The sequence below is a fragment of the Acidovorax sp. HDW3 genome, from assembly GCF_011303755.1.
Classification (GTDB): Bacteria; Pseudomonadota; Gammaproteobacteria; order Burkholderiales; family Burkholderiaceae_C; genus Paenacidovorax.
Genome location: NZ_CP049885.1, coordinates 299,843 through 315,901, shown reverse-complemented (window position 1 = coordinate 315,901; position 16,059 = coordinate 299,843). Strand labels below are relative to the sequence as shown.

12 protein-coding genes are annotated in these 16,059 nt (G+C 61.5%); 6 read left to right on the top strand and 6 right to left on the bottom strand.

Translation table 11 applies throughout. From position 1 onward, the window contains the following. The first annotated feature begins 36 nt into the window (after positions 1 to 36). The 6 genes from G7045_RS01380 to G7045_RS01355 all read left to right on the top strand — a co-directional run bounded on the left by G7045_RS01380 (position 37) and on the right by G7045_RS01355 (position 8,199). Positions 37 to 1,572, top strand: a complete 1,536-nt coding sequence (locus G7045_RS01380; protein WP_166156255.1) for a cell surface protein — start codon at positions 37 to 39, stop codon at positions 1,570 to 1,572. A 103-nt stretch (positions 1,573 to 1,675) separates the two neighbouring features. Then, the gene (locus tag G7045_RS01375; protein ID WP_166156252.1) at positions 1,676 to 2,596 is read left to right on the top strand and encodes a peptidylprolyl isomerase; all 921 of its coding nucleotides are present in this window, start codon (positions 1,676 to 1,678) and stop codon (positions 2,594 to 2,596) included. A 98-nt stretch (positions 2,597 to 2,694) separates the two neighbouring features. Then, a complete protein-coding gene (locus tag G7045_RS01370; protein ID WP_370521683.1) occupies positions 2,695 to 3,510 on the top strand; it encodes an ABC transporter permease in 816 nt (271 codons plus the stop codon). Next, positions 3,507 to 4,745, top strand: a complete 1,239-nt coding sequence (locus G7045_RS01365; RefSeq protein WP_166156249.1) for an ABC transporter ATP-binding protein — start codon at positions 3,507 to 3,509, stop codon at positions 4,743 to 4,745. Before G7045_RS01370 ends, G7045_RS01365 begins: the two co-directional genes overlap by 4 nt. Positions 4,746 to 4,747: 2 nt before the next feature. Next, a complete protein-coding gene (locus G7045_RS01360; protein WP_166156246.1) occupies positions 4,748 to 5,641 on the top strand; it encodes a hypothetical protein in 894 nt (297 codons plus the stop codon). Positions 5,642 to 5,991: 350 nt separating this feature from the next. Continuing rightward, a complete protein-coding gene (locus G7045_RS01355; protein WP_166156243.1) occupies positions 5,992 to 8,199 on the top strand; it encodes a hypothetical protein in 2,208 nt (735 codons plus the stop codon). A gap of 65 nt (positions 8,200 to 8,264) precedes the next feature. Here G7045_RS01355 and G7045_RS01350 read toward each other — a convergent pair whose 3' ends face one another. The 6 genes from G7045_RS01350 to G7045_RS01325 form a co-directional block, all read right to left on the bottom strand. Further along, positions 8,265 to 10,625: a hypothetical protein gene (locus G7045_RS01350; protein ID WP_166156240.1), complete on the bottom strand. Its 2,361-nt coding sequence runs from the start codon at positions 10,623 to 10,625 to the stop codon at positions 8,265 to 8,267. Positions 10,626 to 10,795: 170 nt separating this feature from the next. Continuing rightward, positions 10,796 to 11,215: a nuclear transport factor 2 family protein gene (locus tag G7045_RS01345; protein ID WP_166156237.1), complete on the bottom strand. Its 420-nt coding sequence runs from the start codon at positions 11,213 to 11,215 to the stop codon at positions 10,796 to 10,798. A 66-nt stretch (positions 11,216 to 11,281) separates the two neighbouring features. Further along, a complete protein-coding gene (gene gspD / locus G7045_RS01340) occupies positions 11,282 to 13,717 on the bottom strand; it encodes a type II secretion system secretin GspD (RefSeq protein ID WP_166156234.1) in 2,436 nt (811 codons plus the stop codon). Positions 13,718 to 13,780: 63 nt separating this feature from the next. Further along, the gene (locus tag G7045_RS01335; RefSeq protein ID WP_166156232.1) at positions 13,781 to 14,404 is read right to left on the bottom strand and encodes a hypothetical protein; all 624 of its coding nucleotides are present in this window, start codon (positions 14,402 to 14,404) and stop codon (positions 13,781 to 13,783) included. An 8-nt stretch (positions 14,405 to 14,412) separates the two neighbouring features. Continuing rightward, positions 14,413 to 14,967: a type II secretion system protein GspM gene (gene gspM / locus G7045_RS01330; RefSeq protein ID WP_166156229.1), complete on the bottom strand. Its 555-nt coding sequence runs from the start codon at positions 14,965 to 14,967 to the stop codon at positions 14,413 to 14,415. After that, the gene (locus G7045_RS01325) at positions 14,964 to 16,031 is read right to left on the bottom strand and encodes a PilN domain-containing protein (protein ID WP_166156227.1); all 1,068 of its coding nucleotides are present in this window, start codon (positions 16,029 to 16,031) and stop codon (positions 14,964 to 14,966) included. The genes gspM and G7045_RS01325 overlap by 4 nt, the downstream gene beginning before the upstream one ends. Positions 16,032 to 16,059: the final 28 nt, after the last annotated feature.

Genomic DNA, 16,059 nt, shown 5'->3' with positions numbered 1-16,059 from the left:
GGTAGTTGCGCTTATCAACTTTTATCTGGAGTGTTTATGAAAAAGAACGTTCTCGCCGTGAGCATTGCTGCCATGATCGGCGGCCTGGGCCTCGCCGGCGTTGCATCCGCCGGCACCGTTATCACAGCTGGCACAACCGCCAACACGCTGCAGGTGAGCCCCACGGGCGTAGGTCACATTCTGCTGGTGCCTTATTTCAGCACGCAAAACGGCAACGTCTCGTTGCTGAACATTACCAACACCGACACAGTCAACGGCAAGGCCGTCAAGCTGCGCTACCGTGGCGCCGCCAACTCTGACGATATCTACGACATCACCATTTTCCTGTCGCCTGGCGACATGTGGTCGGCGAACGTGAGCCAAAAGGACGGCGTTTCCACCCTGGTGACCAAGGACAACAGCTGCACGCTGCCCGCCAACGTCAATGCCAGCTTTGGTACGGCCCGTCTAGCCCCCACTGACACTGGTGCCGGTACGCTCGAAGGCTATATCGAAATCCTGAACATGGCCGACATCCCTTCAGGTTCGGCCCTGTATAACTCGATCAAGCACGTCAACGGCGTTGCTCCCTGCGCTAACATGCCTAGCCAAAAGACAGACTTGGCTGCTGATGGCTCGGATGCCGCTGCACGTGGTTACGCCAACCCCACCGGTGGTCTGATGGCCAACTGGATGATTATGAACCTGGGCAAGGCTGGTTCGTTTACCGGCGAAGCAACAGCTATCGAGGCAACGGGCCCTGGCAAAGCAGCCAATATCGTGTTCTCGCCCCAGGAGGAGGATGCTGTCGTCACGCCAGCACAGGCCGCCCTCCTGACGGCAGATCCGCTGCTGGCCCAAGGCAAGCTGATCGCGAAGAACTACGATTTCCCCGACCTGTCCACGCCTTATGTCACCGCTTCCGGCGCAGGCGCTGCATTGGCCCAGGCACACTTCCTGTCGAACGCACTGGCTACGGCATCGGTTACCAACGAATACATGACCAGCCCTGACGTTGGTTTCGCCACCGACTGGACTTTCTCCATGCCTGCGCGCCGCTACAACGTGGCTGTAGACTATGCTGCGTCGGGCGACAAGCGTGTGTTTGCTACTGGCGGTGCCTACTTCACGATCGCCAATACCAGCTGGGATAGCGTCAAGCAACAAATTTGCGTGGGCTCCAAGTTTGACGACCTGTCTTACTTCGATACCAGCGAAAACGTTAAGGTTGCGACGCCTGGCGGTTATGTGATTTCGCCCCAGAAACCTGGCACAACGCCCACCCTGGCATTCTGCGGTGAAACCAGTGTGCTGACGTTCAACAAGACTCTGGTTGACGCTGATGGCACACCTGTGCTGGGCGCAATGATTGCACGCCAAAGCCTGCAAATGACCAGCAAAGCCAATTCGACCGACGTGTACACCGACGGCTGGATGGCCTTGAAGACTCCGGGCAACGCCGTCGCCGGCGGCACCCTGGGCCTGCCGGTGATCGGCCATGCCTTCGCCAAGGCCCTGACCAGCAACAGCGTCAGCCTGGGCGGCATCTGGAAGCACCGCACCAGCAAGACGAACATCGTCGTTGCACCCTAATCCGCTTTTTGCGGTTTAGCTGAAAAAGGGCGGAACTTCCGCCCTTTTTTTCTGCTCAGCATTCTGAGTTTTGTTTCCGCGCCTATCGCGCCTTGTATCTACTATGTCCGCCCTGCTCCAGCCCCTGTCCCTTTGTGCATCTTATGCCGCGCGCAGCGCCTGCCTGGCCGCAGCCCTCTTAGGACTACACGGAGCAGCAACAGCCCAGGCCGCCCCTGCGCTGCTGGGCGAAGGCCCGCAGGCCGTAACGGCAGCCGACATACTTGCCGAGACCCAGCCCCTGAATGCCGCCAACCGGGCCAGTGTGCTGTCGTCGCCGGCATCCGTGCAGCGCATGGCAACCGACATTTACCTGCGCCGCAGTCTGAGTGCGCGCGCTATTGAACAAAAAATCGACGAAAAAACCGAGGTACAGCGCGTGCTGCAGATTGTGCGCGAGCGCGTGCTCGCCGACGCCTTGACACGCGAAGTTGAAGCGCAAGCCCGCGCAGCGCAGCCAAAATCGGTACTGGAAAAACTGGCTGAACAAAACTACAAGGCCATGCCGCAGCGCTTTCAGCAGCCCGAGCGCCTGCACCTGCGCCATATCCTGATTCCTGCCGACGCCACCGATGCACACGCCCAAGCCGAAACCCTGCGCCAGCAGCTACAGCAGGGCGCGAGCTTCGAGGTGCTGGCGCGCGAGCATTCCAAGGATCCAGGCTCGGCTGCCAAAGGCGGCGACCTGGGTTTCGTTACACGCGGCAAGATGGTGGCGCCCTTTGAAGAGGCCGCCTTCGCGCTGGAACAGCCCGGCCAGCTGAGCGGCGTGGTGGAAACGCAGTTTGGCTTTCACGTCATCGAGCTGGTGGAAAAGCGCCCCGCCGGGCTGCAGCCGTTCGACGAAGTCAAGGACAGGCTGGTAGAAGAAGCCGCCGGTGGCGTAGGCGTAGCCGCACGCCAAGAATTGGCACGCCCCATTCTGGAGTCGGCCACGCCGCATGTGGAGGCCATTGAGGCATTTTCTGCCAGCTACCGCAACTGAAGCGGTTGGCAGCTGAAATTATTCCTGCGCGCCGCTTGCCACAGGCCAGAGCGGCTTTAGCCGTGAATTCTGGTTAAAAAACACCCAATTTGAACGTCATGGCGCCCGATCCAATGCATTGGCTCACCCGCGACCTGCAGTCGCTCTGGAGTTCGCGCCGCCTGCTGTGGGTCATGGCGCAACGCGAGGTAACAGCGCGCTACGCTGGCACAGCCGCCGGCGTAGCCTGGGCCTATGCCCAGCCGCTGCTCACGGCGGCAGCGTATTACTTGGTATTCGACGTGGTGTTCGCCATGCGCCTGGGCGAACATGCACCGACACGCGCCGTCGGCACCTACCTGATTGCCGGCATGTTGCCCTGGATGGCCTTTTGCGAAGCGCTGTCGCGCGGCATGAACAGCCTATTGGAAGCGGGTAGCGTGCTACAAAAAAATGCCTTGCCTCCGGTGCTGTTTGTGGCCCGCTCGGTGTTGGCCAGCACGGTCATCCATGCGCCACTGTTGCTAGCGCTGGCGTTGTTTTACGGGCCTCTGCACCACTTCCACCCCGCGCTGGTGACGCTGCCGGCGCTGTTGTTGCTGCAGCTCGCGCTGTGCCTGCTGTGGGGCTATGTGCTCGCCATCTTGGCGGCAGCGCTGCGCGACACGGCGCAGCTGGTGGGATTTACCTTGTCAGTCGGTATTTTTGTCTCACCCGTGCTGTTTCCCATGACCATGTTTCCGCAAGACTGGCGTTGGGTACTCTGGCTCAACCCTATGACGCCCTGGGTCACAGCCTACCAGGATGTGTTGCTCCAGGGAGCATGGCCTTTGATGCAAAATTGGCTTGCAGCCCTTGCCTGGCTTGCGCTAGGCGCTATTGTTTTAGAAATCTTGTTGCGGCGCAGCCATGAGCAGCTGGTGGATTGGCTATGAACGCATCCCTGCAACCAACACAGGTTTCCGTGCTTCAAGTGCAAGATTTGGGCAAAGAATACCGCCTGTATGCCTCGCCACGCAGCCGCCTGAAGGCCCTGCTGACGGGGCGCCCCACGCACCGCAGCCACTGGGCCCTACGCGGCGTTTCGTTTGAGCTACGACGCGGTCAGTGCCTGGGCGTGATTGGCAACAATGGGGCAGGCAAGAGTTCACTGCTCAAGATGCTGGCGGGTACCATGCACCCTTCCACCGGCCTGCTGCAGCGCCAAGGGCGTGTGACGGCGATCCTTGAGCTCGGCGCAGGCTTTCACCCCGACTTCACGGGACGCGACAACCTGTACTTCGGCGGCAGCCTGATCGGCATCGACGCACAGGCCATGCGCGCGCTGGAGTCGGAGATCGTGGCGTTCTCTGAGCTGGGCGAGGCTATAGATCGGCCGGTGAAAACCTATTCATCGGGTATGGCGGTGCGCCTGGCGTTTGCGCTGGTAACGGCGGTGGAGCCTGACCTGCTCATCATCGATGAGGCGCTGGCCGTGGGCGACCAGCATTTCCAGAAAAAATGCGTGGAGCGCATCGAGCAGTTCCGGCGCAACGGCTGCACGATTTTGTTTTGCTCGCACAGTCTGTACCACGTGCGCCAGCTGTGCGATGCGACGCTGTGGCTGGACAAGGGCGCGCAGCAGGCCTTCGGCCCGACCGAAGAGGTGCTGGCCGCCTATGAGGCTTTCGTGCGCGCGCAGGAAGGCGGTGACGCAGCGCCTTCAGCCGGAGCTGCTGCTGCAGCCGCCCAGGGCGACGCCCCGCGCACCAGCGGCCAGCCCGCACCGGGTACGGCTGGTATCGTGTCGGTGGATGTGGCGCAGCTCGACAGCAGCGCTGTGCCCATACTGCAAGGCCCCGACCTAGAGGTGACGGTGGTGGCACAAGCGCCGGACGGCGAATGTCCGAGCATTGGCGTAATGCTGGAGCAGGCGCATGGGGTGGGAATTACCTCGGTCACCACGCACAACGATGGCGCCACCCCTCAGCCGCTGGGCCAGGGCCTGTGGCGTGCCCGCGTACGCTTTCCCGCCCTGGCGGTGCACACAGGCGAGTATGTGCTAAGCGTGTATCTGTTCGATTCGCAGGGACTTGTGGTGTATGAGCAGTGGATGCGCTGCGTACATTTCCGCCATGTGTATGCGCAGAGTATGCCGGGCCTGGTGCGCCTACCCCACGAGTGGGATTGACGATGGCGCGCGCCACTAGCCGCCTGCGCACGGAGTTGCGCGATCTGCTGGAGCTGATATTGCTGCCGGGCCTGGCAGCGGTGCTGCCCTGGCCGCTGTGCTTTCGCATCTTCCGGCGCCTGGCACGCTGGGACTGGCTGTACCACAACGCCTGCCATACCGCGCTCGCGCAGGCTCGCGCACACGGCTGGGCACTGGACGAAGCGGACTGGCTACTCAAGCGCCGGTTGATAACGCTCGTGGATCATGCGGACTTTTATCTGGGGCGCACACGCAGCGATGCCTGGATGGCGCGCCACCTGCGTGTGGAGGGTACCTGGCCGGCCCCCGGCGCCAGCGGCCTGCTGTGTACCTTTCACTGGGGGGCCGGCATGTGGGGCCTGCGCCATGCACATGCCCAAGGGCTTGTCGCCCATGCACTGGTGGCCGCACTGGAGGGCGCCCATTTCAAGGGCCGCGCGGTACTGCACTGGTATGCCCGTGCACGCACGGCAGAAGTGGCCCGTGCCCTGGGTTGTCCAACGCTGGATGTATCCGCCAGCCTACGTCCAGCGCTGCGCGCGCTGCGCCAGGACGAACAGGTGCTGGCGGCCATCGACGTACCATCAGACCAAGTAGCAGCATCCGAGCCTGTAACGCTACTAGGCTTGCGCGCCCTCATGCCAAAAGCGCTGCTGCGACTGGCGGTGGAGCAACGCATTCCCATGACGCTGTACCTGACTGGCCTGGATTTCGCCACCGGCAAGCGCTTTGTGCGCGTTCAGACCCTGGGCGTGCGCGATGACGTGGGCACACTGGCGCGGGAAGTATTCCAGACGCTGGATCACGCCATCCAGGCGGAGCCCGCCGCCTGGCATTTCTGGGGCGAGGCCCCGCGTTTCTTTCACAACCCATGATGCGCCGGGCCAGCGTACGCCCACGGCGGTTGCCGCTTGTCCTGCACTGGCTGGCGTGTGTGGCACTGTTAGCCTTGGCACTACATGGACGTACGGCCGGCGCGGCCGAGGTTGTTACAGTCGAACCAGTCGGCCATGTGGATGCACTGGCCTATATGCCGGCAACACAACGCTTGCAGGTGCAGGGCTGGGCCTGGGATATCGCAAGCGGACAGCCTGCAGCCGACCTGCAGGTAGTGGTGGGCAACCAGCGCTACGCTGTGGACGTACTGACCCGCACAAACCGCGTCGACGTACGCGCAGCCTTGGGGCCTTCGGTTGGACAAGCAGGTTTTGCAGCCTCATTACCCTTGCCGACGGATTGGTCCGAGGGTGTTTACCCGGTGGCGGTGACCGCCGTATGGCCCGATGGCACACAGCTGCTGCTGCCCACAGCCCAGGCGGGCCAGGTGCGCGTGCAGGCAGCTGTCACACCGACACGCCACTGGATGCTGCTGGTTCTGGTGGTGGTCTGGATTGCGTTCGCCTGGATGCCCCAGACGGTTTCCTGGGGCGAGCGTCTGGGTGCGGCCGTGGCACGCCACACGCAGCGGACGGCGGCCGCGCTGGTGGCACTGTTCGTGCTGCTGGTGGCTCTGGGCGTTACGGGCAGCTCATGGCAATTACTGGCCCAGGGGATTGAAGGGGGGCTGGTGCAATTCCAGGCAAATGCCTTGCATATGTTTGCACCGCGCTACATCCGATCCGACGAGTGGGCCATTCTGACCACGAATGTGCTTGCACAGTGGAACCACCTGCCGCCCTTCCCGGTGGTCAATGCCAATCTGGGCCCCGAGGGGCAGAACATGGGCGTGATCGGGATGACGGGCGTACCCATTGCACAGTGGGCAGCGTTGGCGCGCCCGGCAACCTGGGGGTATTTTTTCCTGCCCTTGTCGCAAGCCATGGCTTGGCACTGGCAGCTGCCATTTTTTGCCTGTCTGCTGGCGCTGTGGCGGGCGCTGGCCCTGCTGCTGCCGGGCCGACCAGGGTTCAACCTGGCACTGGCGGTGACGTTCTGCGTTGCGCCCTACGCGGCGGGCTGGTCGCTGTGGCCGCTGTATGCCTCCTTCTTTCCCGTGGCGCTGTTCGTTGCCCTGGCAGCGCTGCTGCAGAGCAACAAGACCGGGCGAGCGCTAGCGCTGGGTACGGCGATGGGTTTTTTGCTGGCGGGTTGGGTGCTGGTGCTATACCCGCCCTGGCAGATCACGGTGGGCACATGCATGACCTTGCTGACGCTGGGCTGGGTGCTGGATCACCGTGCCCAATTGCAGTGGCGCACGCCGCAGTGGCTCGCGTTAGCGCTGATGCTGGCCGTGGCAACGGCCTTGCTGGCCAGCTGGTGGCTGGATACCAGTGACGCTATCGCACGTATGCGGGCCACGGTCTACCCCGGCGCCCGCACAGCCCTGCAAGGGGCAGAGATTACCGGCGCGCCTTGGTGGACGTTGCGCGGCTACCTGAATACCGAGACGCTGACCTTTGGGCTGGGAACAGACGCACAGATCCTCACGCCTTCGGTGAATGTGAACGAGAGCGAGATGAGCTCCTACATCCTGCTGCCCTTGCCATTGCTGCTGCTGGGGTTGTGGCGCAGTGTGCGGCCACAGCGTCACCGCTGGACGCTGCGGGCCTGCATGGTGTTTGTCTTGTTCTGGCTGGTGTTTCGTTTTGCCGGGGTGCCGCTGTGGCTGGCCCAGTCCACGCTGTGGAGCTATGTGCCGTCGATTCGGCTGGATCTGGCTCTGGGCCTGACCTGCACGGCCCTGTTCGCGCTGCTGTGGATGGATAGGCCAGCCGCGCCAACAGATTCGTCACCTCGGCGCGTGCTGCTGCGCCGGCTGGGGTACGCTGGCATAGCCCTGTCCAGCGCAGGCCTAGTGGCCCTGGAATTCAGCTGGATGCCCCGGGGCTTGCTGCCGGTCGACAGCGCACCCTTGCACTGGGCCATCGCACTGGCGATAGGCTATAGCGCATGGTGGGTGATGCACGGGCGTATGCGGCCTGCGGCTGGGCTGCTACTGCTGCTGAACCTAGTGGCAACGCTGGGCTTCAACCCCTGGTCACTGGCGCCGCATTCGATGCAGCTGGCGCCCGGCGTGACTGCCCTGGCAGCAGACCAGGGCCGGCTGCAGCGTACGCTAGTCATCAGCGACGACGCCAAGGCGGCCGTGACGCTGGTAGCCGCCGGGGTGCCGGTGGTGAACAGCGTCTTGTACTACCCACACCCGCAGCTGTGGCAACGCATGGGCCTGACGCAAAAAGATTGGAGCGAAGTGAACCGTTACCAGCATCTGATTTTTACGGTAGGCAAACACCCCCCGGACGAGGCTCCGTTCAAGGCGCAAGGAAACATGGATTTTGTGCGAGTCACCATTGACGCCTTGCGCTTTGACTTTACAAGCACAGGCGCAAGCCGCGTGACTGCGCAAGAAGAATCGGCAGGGCTGTTGCGCGGTAACCCTGGCCTACAAGAGCTGGGCTCGCACGCGGGCTTCACATGGTTTGCGGTGCGCTGAGGGCGGCGAAAAAATTCATATTTGATAGCTGTCTACGCTTGCTATACAAGCCTTACAGGCAATTTTCATCTGCTTCCTGGCGCCGCCGGGGTGACTCGCATCAGCACCCAATCCGCCCCACTGGCCACCGCCGTGAGGCCGGGGTTCGCCTGCAAAGCAGGCATATCGCCCAGCGGGGCCAGAACCAAACTGGCCTGCAGGGTTTCAAATGGGAATCGGGCGGGATCGAGTGATAACACCACTTCGTCCAGGCGTGGGGTTTCAAGCGCGAACGGTCGAGCATGGGCCGGCTGGCTTTGCAGGCGCAGCAACAGGCGCTGATAGCGGTTGTGAATGGTGGCATCGCGGCCTTCAGGGTCGAGTTGCCGCCATAGCGCCTGCGGCGGGTGATAGTGCACGCTATTAACGACGGCTACACCGGCAGCGGGCAACAGCAGCGACCAGCGACGCTGGCCGATGACGGCGACCCGGTCATCTGCCGCTATCTGGCCTGCGATTGCGGGAGTCAAGATGGGGCGCTGGGGGGCCCTTACCATAGGGTGAAAGGGGATGGCGGTGGCCAGCGTCCACACAGTGAGCAGCGCCGTCGCTACGGGGAAACGTCCCGCAGTCAGCCAGTAGGCGGCCCAACCCCATGCCAGGGCCGATAGCCACAGGAAGGCGGGCGACAGTGCGTCAGCAATGAGGGCGGGCAGTGCTTGATAGCACCAAGCCACGGCTGCAAAACTCAACGCGGCGGCAACCATGCCCAACCAACGCGAGCCCGTATAGGCTGCACGCCACAGGGTGGCCAGCAGCAGAACCTGCGCCAGCCCCAATGCAAGATCCATGCGATAGCTGGTGGCGCGGCCCCACTGGCTGATGCGGGCCAGCGGCTCGGGCAGGCCAACGTACAGGTAGTACATAAGGAAGGTCAGATAACTCGCCAGGGCCAGAGTGATAGCGTCGGTACGCTTACGCTGCCACCAGTGCAAGGCCACGCAGGCAAGCAGCGCGATAAGCAGGCAGATAATGGCGCCGGCGTCGCTGGCGTCCATAAGCACCGGCGTCTGGTACATGGTGCTGGTGCTCAGCAGGCCCTTGATCATGTACCAGGGGTCTATGTCGCCGCCCACGCTGGTGCTGCGCTGACCGGGGTAAATGGTGGCCTGTATAGCGTGCACGGCTGGTGCGGCGCCATGCCACCACGCACCGAGCAGCACGGCGCTCCCCCCGAGGGCGGCTGCGCACGCCAAGCATTGGGCAATGCCCCATTGAAGCGTATGTCTATTGTTCCAGGCCCAGGCTGCCAGGTACGCAGCCAGCAGGTAACCGACCGAAATCTGCCAAGCAGGGTACAGGATGAGGACGTAGCCGGTGAACGCGATGCCCAGACCGCAGCCCCATAGCACGGCGGATCGCCTATGGGCCGTCTGCAAGATGTACATGCTGCACAGCACACCGGCCGCACCGAAAAACACCAGGTAAGCGGGCCAGCCCGAGAATGCCACGCTATAGGGCGAATACGCGACGGCCGCTGACCATGCGGCAGCAGCCCGCCAGTCCATCGCAGCAGCCCTCTGCAACAGGAGCCAGAGGACAGCAAAACAACCGAAGAAGGGAAACCACCAGTACCAGGCCAGAGCCTGAGGCAGCGGCAACAGGAAAAACCCCCAGGTAGCAGGCTTTGCCAAGCTACTGACATGGGCGACAGGCACACCACTCATGCCCACAACGAGCATGTTGTGCCCGCCGGTACCCAGGTTCTGGTTCTCGACGGGATAGGGCGGCTGATGCGCCCGCTGACTCAGGGCCATGGGTGTGATGACTTCCCACTCGTCGCTACGCACGGAGCGTGCCTGCCCCATCCATAGAGGTGCATCAGCGGCCACGGGCCCCGCATTTTGGAGTAACAGTGGCAAAGATGAGCCGGTGGTACCGCTGAGTACGAGTGCGCAAAACGCCAACGCGACCGTGCTGGCGAACACCCCAGGCGAGCAACAGCGACGGGCCGATGTGTGCTGAGGTAGGGCCAGATGCAGCAACACCACCCCGACAGGCAGGGCGAGCAGCCCAAAGATGGCCCAAACAGGCAGCAACCACGGGCTTGCATCGCCGATGGTGACGGTGCGTACCGCCTCGGTATGACGAAGCTCAAATTCCTTCCCATCACCCAGATGGGCGAAAACCCGCACAGGATAAGTACCGGACGGCATATCCCAGGGTATGCGTGCCACAATTCGAAACCCCGATTCCAACCAGTCCGGACGCTGTGTCGCCTGAACCACATCGGGGCGCTGTGCACCTTGCCAGCGCCCACGGTAGATGGTGCGTTCCGCCAGAGCAATCCTGAGATTGGTGATGAAAACCTGCGGCTGTTCCGAACCCATCCAGCCCAAAACAGTCAGCTCGCGCCGTTCGGCATCAAGGGTGGCGGCGTCCACCATACCCTGCCCGCCTAGGACGGACGCCATGGTGGGCATGTTGCAGATCAGGGATACCAGGAGGGCCGCAAGGCACAGAAGCCAGCGGTTTGTCGTTACGGAGCTCATGAGGCGGCATTGTCGGCCACACGATAGCCCCCGCTGAAGAAGAAGAGGGATGGCCTCTTCTGGCGTCACATGGGTTCGTACTTGTACCACTGGCCGTCTTCTTGCAGCCAGGTTTCAGGCATGTCCGTGCTCAGGGTCTCCAGACCAGCGCGTCCACCGTACTGTGCTTCGATACGCACGACGACCGTGCATTTTTCGGGTTCGCATTTCGCAGATTGGACGATGACGTTCTTCCAGCGCGGCACGCCCACGAAGCGTTCCCGGTAGCGCTCGACCGGCATGGTGGTACGGAAAGCTGGCGTGAGGAAGGTGTGCGCTTTCGCCCAGTCCGCCGCCATGAGTGCCTTCCAACGTTGGTCGGCACGCGCAGTAACGGCTTGTTCTGGCGTAGCAGGCTGGAAGGATGCGCAACCAGCAAATAGTGTTCCGACAGCAAGGGCTGCAATAAGGCGCAACGCGGAAGAGGAAAGGAGGCTCATCGGCATAGTTTTCTTCTGTGTCAAGGATGATGATTTAGCTAACCATAGAAGGTAGCTTTAACCACGAAGGGCTCACTGCGGTGGCGAGGGCTGGAGGGCCGAGCTAGCGGGTGTTGATTTGGCACGATCACGCATTTCAATGATGCCTAAACCCTTGAGGCGATCTCGTAACTCTTCACTGACCTCGCGGATCTCAGGGTCGGTACGCACCACCTTGGGGGTGATGACAACGAGCAGCTCGGTGCGCTTGCCAGTGTCGTTGGTGTTACTAAACAAGTTGCCGAGCAACGGGACGTCCTTGAGAACCGGAACGCCGGCCTTGCCCGAGGTGCGATTGTCCTTGATGAGGCCACCGAGCACGATGGTCTCGCCGCTGCGCACCGCGACTTTGCTGCCAATCTGGCGCTGCAGGAAGATGGGCTGGTTGTTAGCGCCCACACTGGCTGACTGATCGGTCATGGTCTGGTCAATCTGCATAGTGACCAAGTTGCCAGAGTTCACCGAGGGCGTCACCGCCAGGCTGACGCCGGTGTCGCGGTATTGCACGGTGCTGGTGACGGCGCCGGTGGTGGTGAGAATGTCGGTAGTGCTGGTGAGAACTGGCACTTGGTCGCCCACGGCCATAGTGGCGGTGTGATTGTCCAACACCATCAATGAAGGGCTAGAGATGACCTTAAGCAAATCCTGGCTGGCCAAGGCGTTGAGCACAACGCGCACATTGCCCGCCGAGTTGATGAGTGAGTAGGAAAAGCCACTGCCCGCCGCGACGTTGAGGCTGCCGCTGTTATTCGGGTTGTTACTGCCGGTGGATAGCTGGCCAATGCCCGTACGCCCGCCGCCAGTACCGCCACTAAAGGCCCATTGCAGGCCGTATTGCAGGCTGTCGTTGAGGGTGACTTCAATGATGGAGGCGTCTATGAGCACCTGTGTGGGCGGTAGATCCAGGCGCTTGAGGGTAGATTCGATCTTCAAAAATTCGGCGCGCGTGCTCCAGACGAGGATGGAGTTATTGAGTTCGTCAGCCATAACTCGGACGCTACCGATGTTGGCGACAATCGGGGTGGCCGTAGTACCAGCCGGGAATCCAGCGGTGCCACCCAGGCCTTGGCGGTTCTGCGAGGCGAGCCCACCGCCCCCCGAGTTCAGACGACCAAAGGAGTTGCCAGCACTAGTCCCGAAAGTGCCACCGGAATTGTTACCCCAATTCCCACCAAAGTTGTTACCGAACTGGCCAAAGGTATTGCTGGCCGCACTGTTGAGACCAGGTGCCACACCCGTGGGTTGTGTACCGCCGGCCGCAGTACCGCCAAAGATACCGGCAAGCACGCCCGCAAGGTGTTTGGCATTGCCGTTTTCCACCTTGTAAATGTGCAGTTGTGGATCGGCACCGTTGTCGCTCGGTTGATCCAATTTCTCAATCCAGCGACGCGCCTCTTCCAAGTACGCAGCACGCGGCGTTACCACGAGGATGCTGTTAATCCGCGCAATGGGCAGAATGCGCAGCGCGCCGCGCAGCGGAAAACTATCGCCATCAATCGCGACAACAGGACTGGCAGCCGGTGCCGGGGTGACTGCACCCGCTGGCTGCGCAGCGCCAGTTCGTGCAACGGCCGGCGCACCGCCAGCAGCTGAGCCAGCACCACTGGCCGAACCAAGTAATTGCAGAGCCGCTTCGACTTCGGCGATGCTGGCGTGTTTCAGGGGAAATACACCTACCGACATGCCCTTGAGCATGTTCACATCGAAGGTGTTGACCAAATCAAGCCAGCCTTCAGCCTGTACGCGCGTGCCCGCCAGCACCAGAAGATTGCGTACGTTGTCTACCCGCACAAGTGCCTCGGTAGGCATCAGAGGCTTAAGAATCGTTGCCATCTCCGAGGCGCCAATGTACTGCAGCGGCACAACGATGGCCCCATAACCCGGGGGCAGACCGCCCTTGTAAGGCTGGCGCACCGAAGTGCCGATGTTGCGCAGCACATCGGGCTTGCCCACATGGAATACGCCGCGCGTATCGCGCACCAGGATCAACCCGTTGGCCAACAAGGCCGATTCCAGCATAGCGACGGCATTATCAGGTGTGACGGGAACACGAGTATCCAGCGTAATAGAGCCGGCTACAGGATGATGCAACTCGTAGCCCACCTTCAAAATGTCTCGCATCATCACGTGCACGACTTCACTGATTGGGGCGTCTTCAAATTTGAAAGCGCTGGCAGGCCCTTCGAGGCTGGGCACGTTACGAGGCGGCGCAATAACCTGATCGTCACCCTTGATGATGCGGGGTTCAAGCCGCGATTCCTGCTTGTTTGGCACACCAGTATCAACTGCACCCTCTTTCGCCGCAGCCGGGCTCGCAGGCTGTTGCGGCGCAGGGGCCGGCTCGGGAGCGGCCTTGACAACAATCGGGGGCGGTGACGCCTCAGCCGGCGTTGCCGACTTGTCGGCAGGTGCGGCGCAGGCAGCTAGGGCCAGCACGGCCAATGGGATGGCAGGTCGCTTGAATGTCATGACTTTAAATCTTTTATCAACTGCGGGTGAGCATGCAGCAGCGCATGATTGCAACGCAATCCATCATTTTCGGGATTGAATTCCGCCGTATTGCGGCGGGGATGCCGGCGTGGGTGGCGTTGACGCAACCGGCTGCTCAGGCTGAGCAGGCGCCTGTACTGAAATTTGCGGCACGGACTGTGCCGGCGCAACGCTAGTAACCTTAGCACCTTTGGGCGGTATGTAGTGCACGAGTTCAAGCACATGCTGACGCGTACCACGACGGAATGTCAGGCGATTGCCATCAATGGAAACGAGCTGCCAACCTTTGACGGCCTGATTCACGGCAAGGCGAAGATTCTTGCCGTCAACGCCGAGGATTGCGCCGCCCTGGCTGCCTGTGCCGTAAATTCCATAAATATGGACACCCGTCAAGGGCGAGGCTGCTTCTTCTGGGGGTGCGGACGGCTGTGGCGGCGGTGGCGGGCGGCGCGATGGAGAAAACAAAGGCCTGTCCAAGGTTTCAAGAAACTGGCCCTGCTCAAAATTACGCACCGGCAGGGGCGTAATCAGGCCTGCAACGTCCAGGCTCTTAGGTTCAGGCTGCGCCCAATGGATATGGCGTATCTTCCCCTGGGTATCGACCCATAGGGTTAGCAGGATCACCAGTAGTGCGAGACCCAACAATAGTAAGCTCGTCCGAAGCATATGCGGCCTCATGGATGTACCCGCCACGCAGAAAGCTCCATTTGTATGGAAAGATTTTGCGGCACTTCCACGCGCGCGGCGCCCATCACACTTACCGACAGGCTGTCGACGAAAACTGCCGGTTTAATGCTCTTGAGGCCGATCATGGCCGTTTGCAGGGCCAACAATTCACCTTCAGCCTTGATGGTTAACTGGATACGATCAAGGCTGGTGCTGTCCGCTTTCGGCGGCAGCACCTGACTACTGCCCACACGCAAACCACCTGCGGACAACACATCGCGCACCTGCTGCTGCATTTCGTTGCCGGCCTGATTGAGCACTTTGTCAGCTGGATACAGGTAAGCGCCCAGCATAGCGTCGGCTTGCTGGTTCGCCTGCTCAAGCCCGGATTCAGCAGCCAAGATACCCGCCAAGCGCGCATAGCGAGGCTCGAGTTCTGCTAGCCGGACAGTGGCCCACTGGTGCTTTTGATATACATAAACGCCCCCGCCAATGATCGACGCGAGCAACACCAGCGCGGTGGCAACAAGAACCCAATTGCTTTTGACGACCTGCAGGTTCATGGCGTAGCCCTTTCGGACGCGGCAGCACGCGATGCATCGAGCATGAATTCAATCTTGAAATTATCCTTGTTGCTACCAAAACCCCGTGTAGCCGGAACGGGTGCGACCACATCCTCGAAGCCTGGCTGCTTGCCCAGTAGTTGCATAAGCTCTGCGGCATTGGTGGTCTGTCCCTCCAACGTCACCTTCCGCCCCTTGAAATATAGAGCTGTAAGGCTGGTGTCGTCGCGCAGCGCCCGAGTCAGCAGATTCAGGGCCTGCACTGGATCAAGCGTTTCGTGGAGCAGGTTTTCTATCTGCTGAACACGCTCGGACGAGCGCACCAGAGCTTCGCGGCTAGCGACCGCATTGCGCGATCGGGTATGGAGATCGTCGTACGCCTTCACGGCCTCAATGGCACGTGCACGCAGCTGCAAGGTGGGGGTGATCGCAATCAATACCACAAGTACCACGATGAACCCAACAATCATCAGATTCAGGGTGCGACCCAAACGGTGTTGCGCCCGTCGGGCCTGTTCACCAAACCCCTGAAAAACCAAATATTGCCCCGGTGTCGCCTCCGACCTCGCCCAAACTTCAGGCGCACACCTGACGTCGGGCAACAACGCTCCACGGCCAGCAAGATACTCCTCAACCTGACGACGCGATGCGAGCACAAGTTCTACTTCTACTTGGCTAACCGCTCCCTGGACGAGGTGAATAGCACGATGCCCCCAGCACAGATCCCCCGCCGGGAAAGGACTACTGGCGATGGCTTCGAGCTCGATGGCACGCTGCAGCTCACTCTCTTCCAGCTGCGGCAGCGTCACGCACCTGTGCAATACCAATGCCTGTGGCAATTCCACAGCGGCATGGTCTGCACGGCCCTGTGACTGCGGGCCGGTTATATCCCCATGCAAAGATGCTACCCACAGCACCTTCCCGCCATCTACCCCCACCAAAGTAACTGGAACCGAGGGGGTCAACGCGCGCACCCAAAACCAACCGGGGGCCTGCTGCCAAGGTTTGGCTACCGCAGCCCAGACGCTGCGCCAGCGCAGACCTAGAAAGCGGTCGTTTTCCATATTTTCTGCCATTATGTGCGCAAGGGAG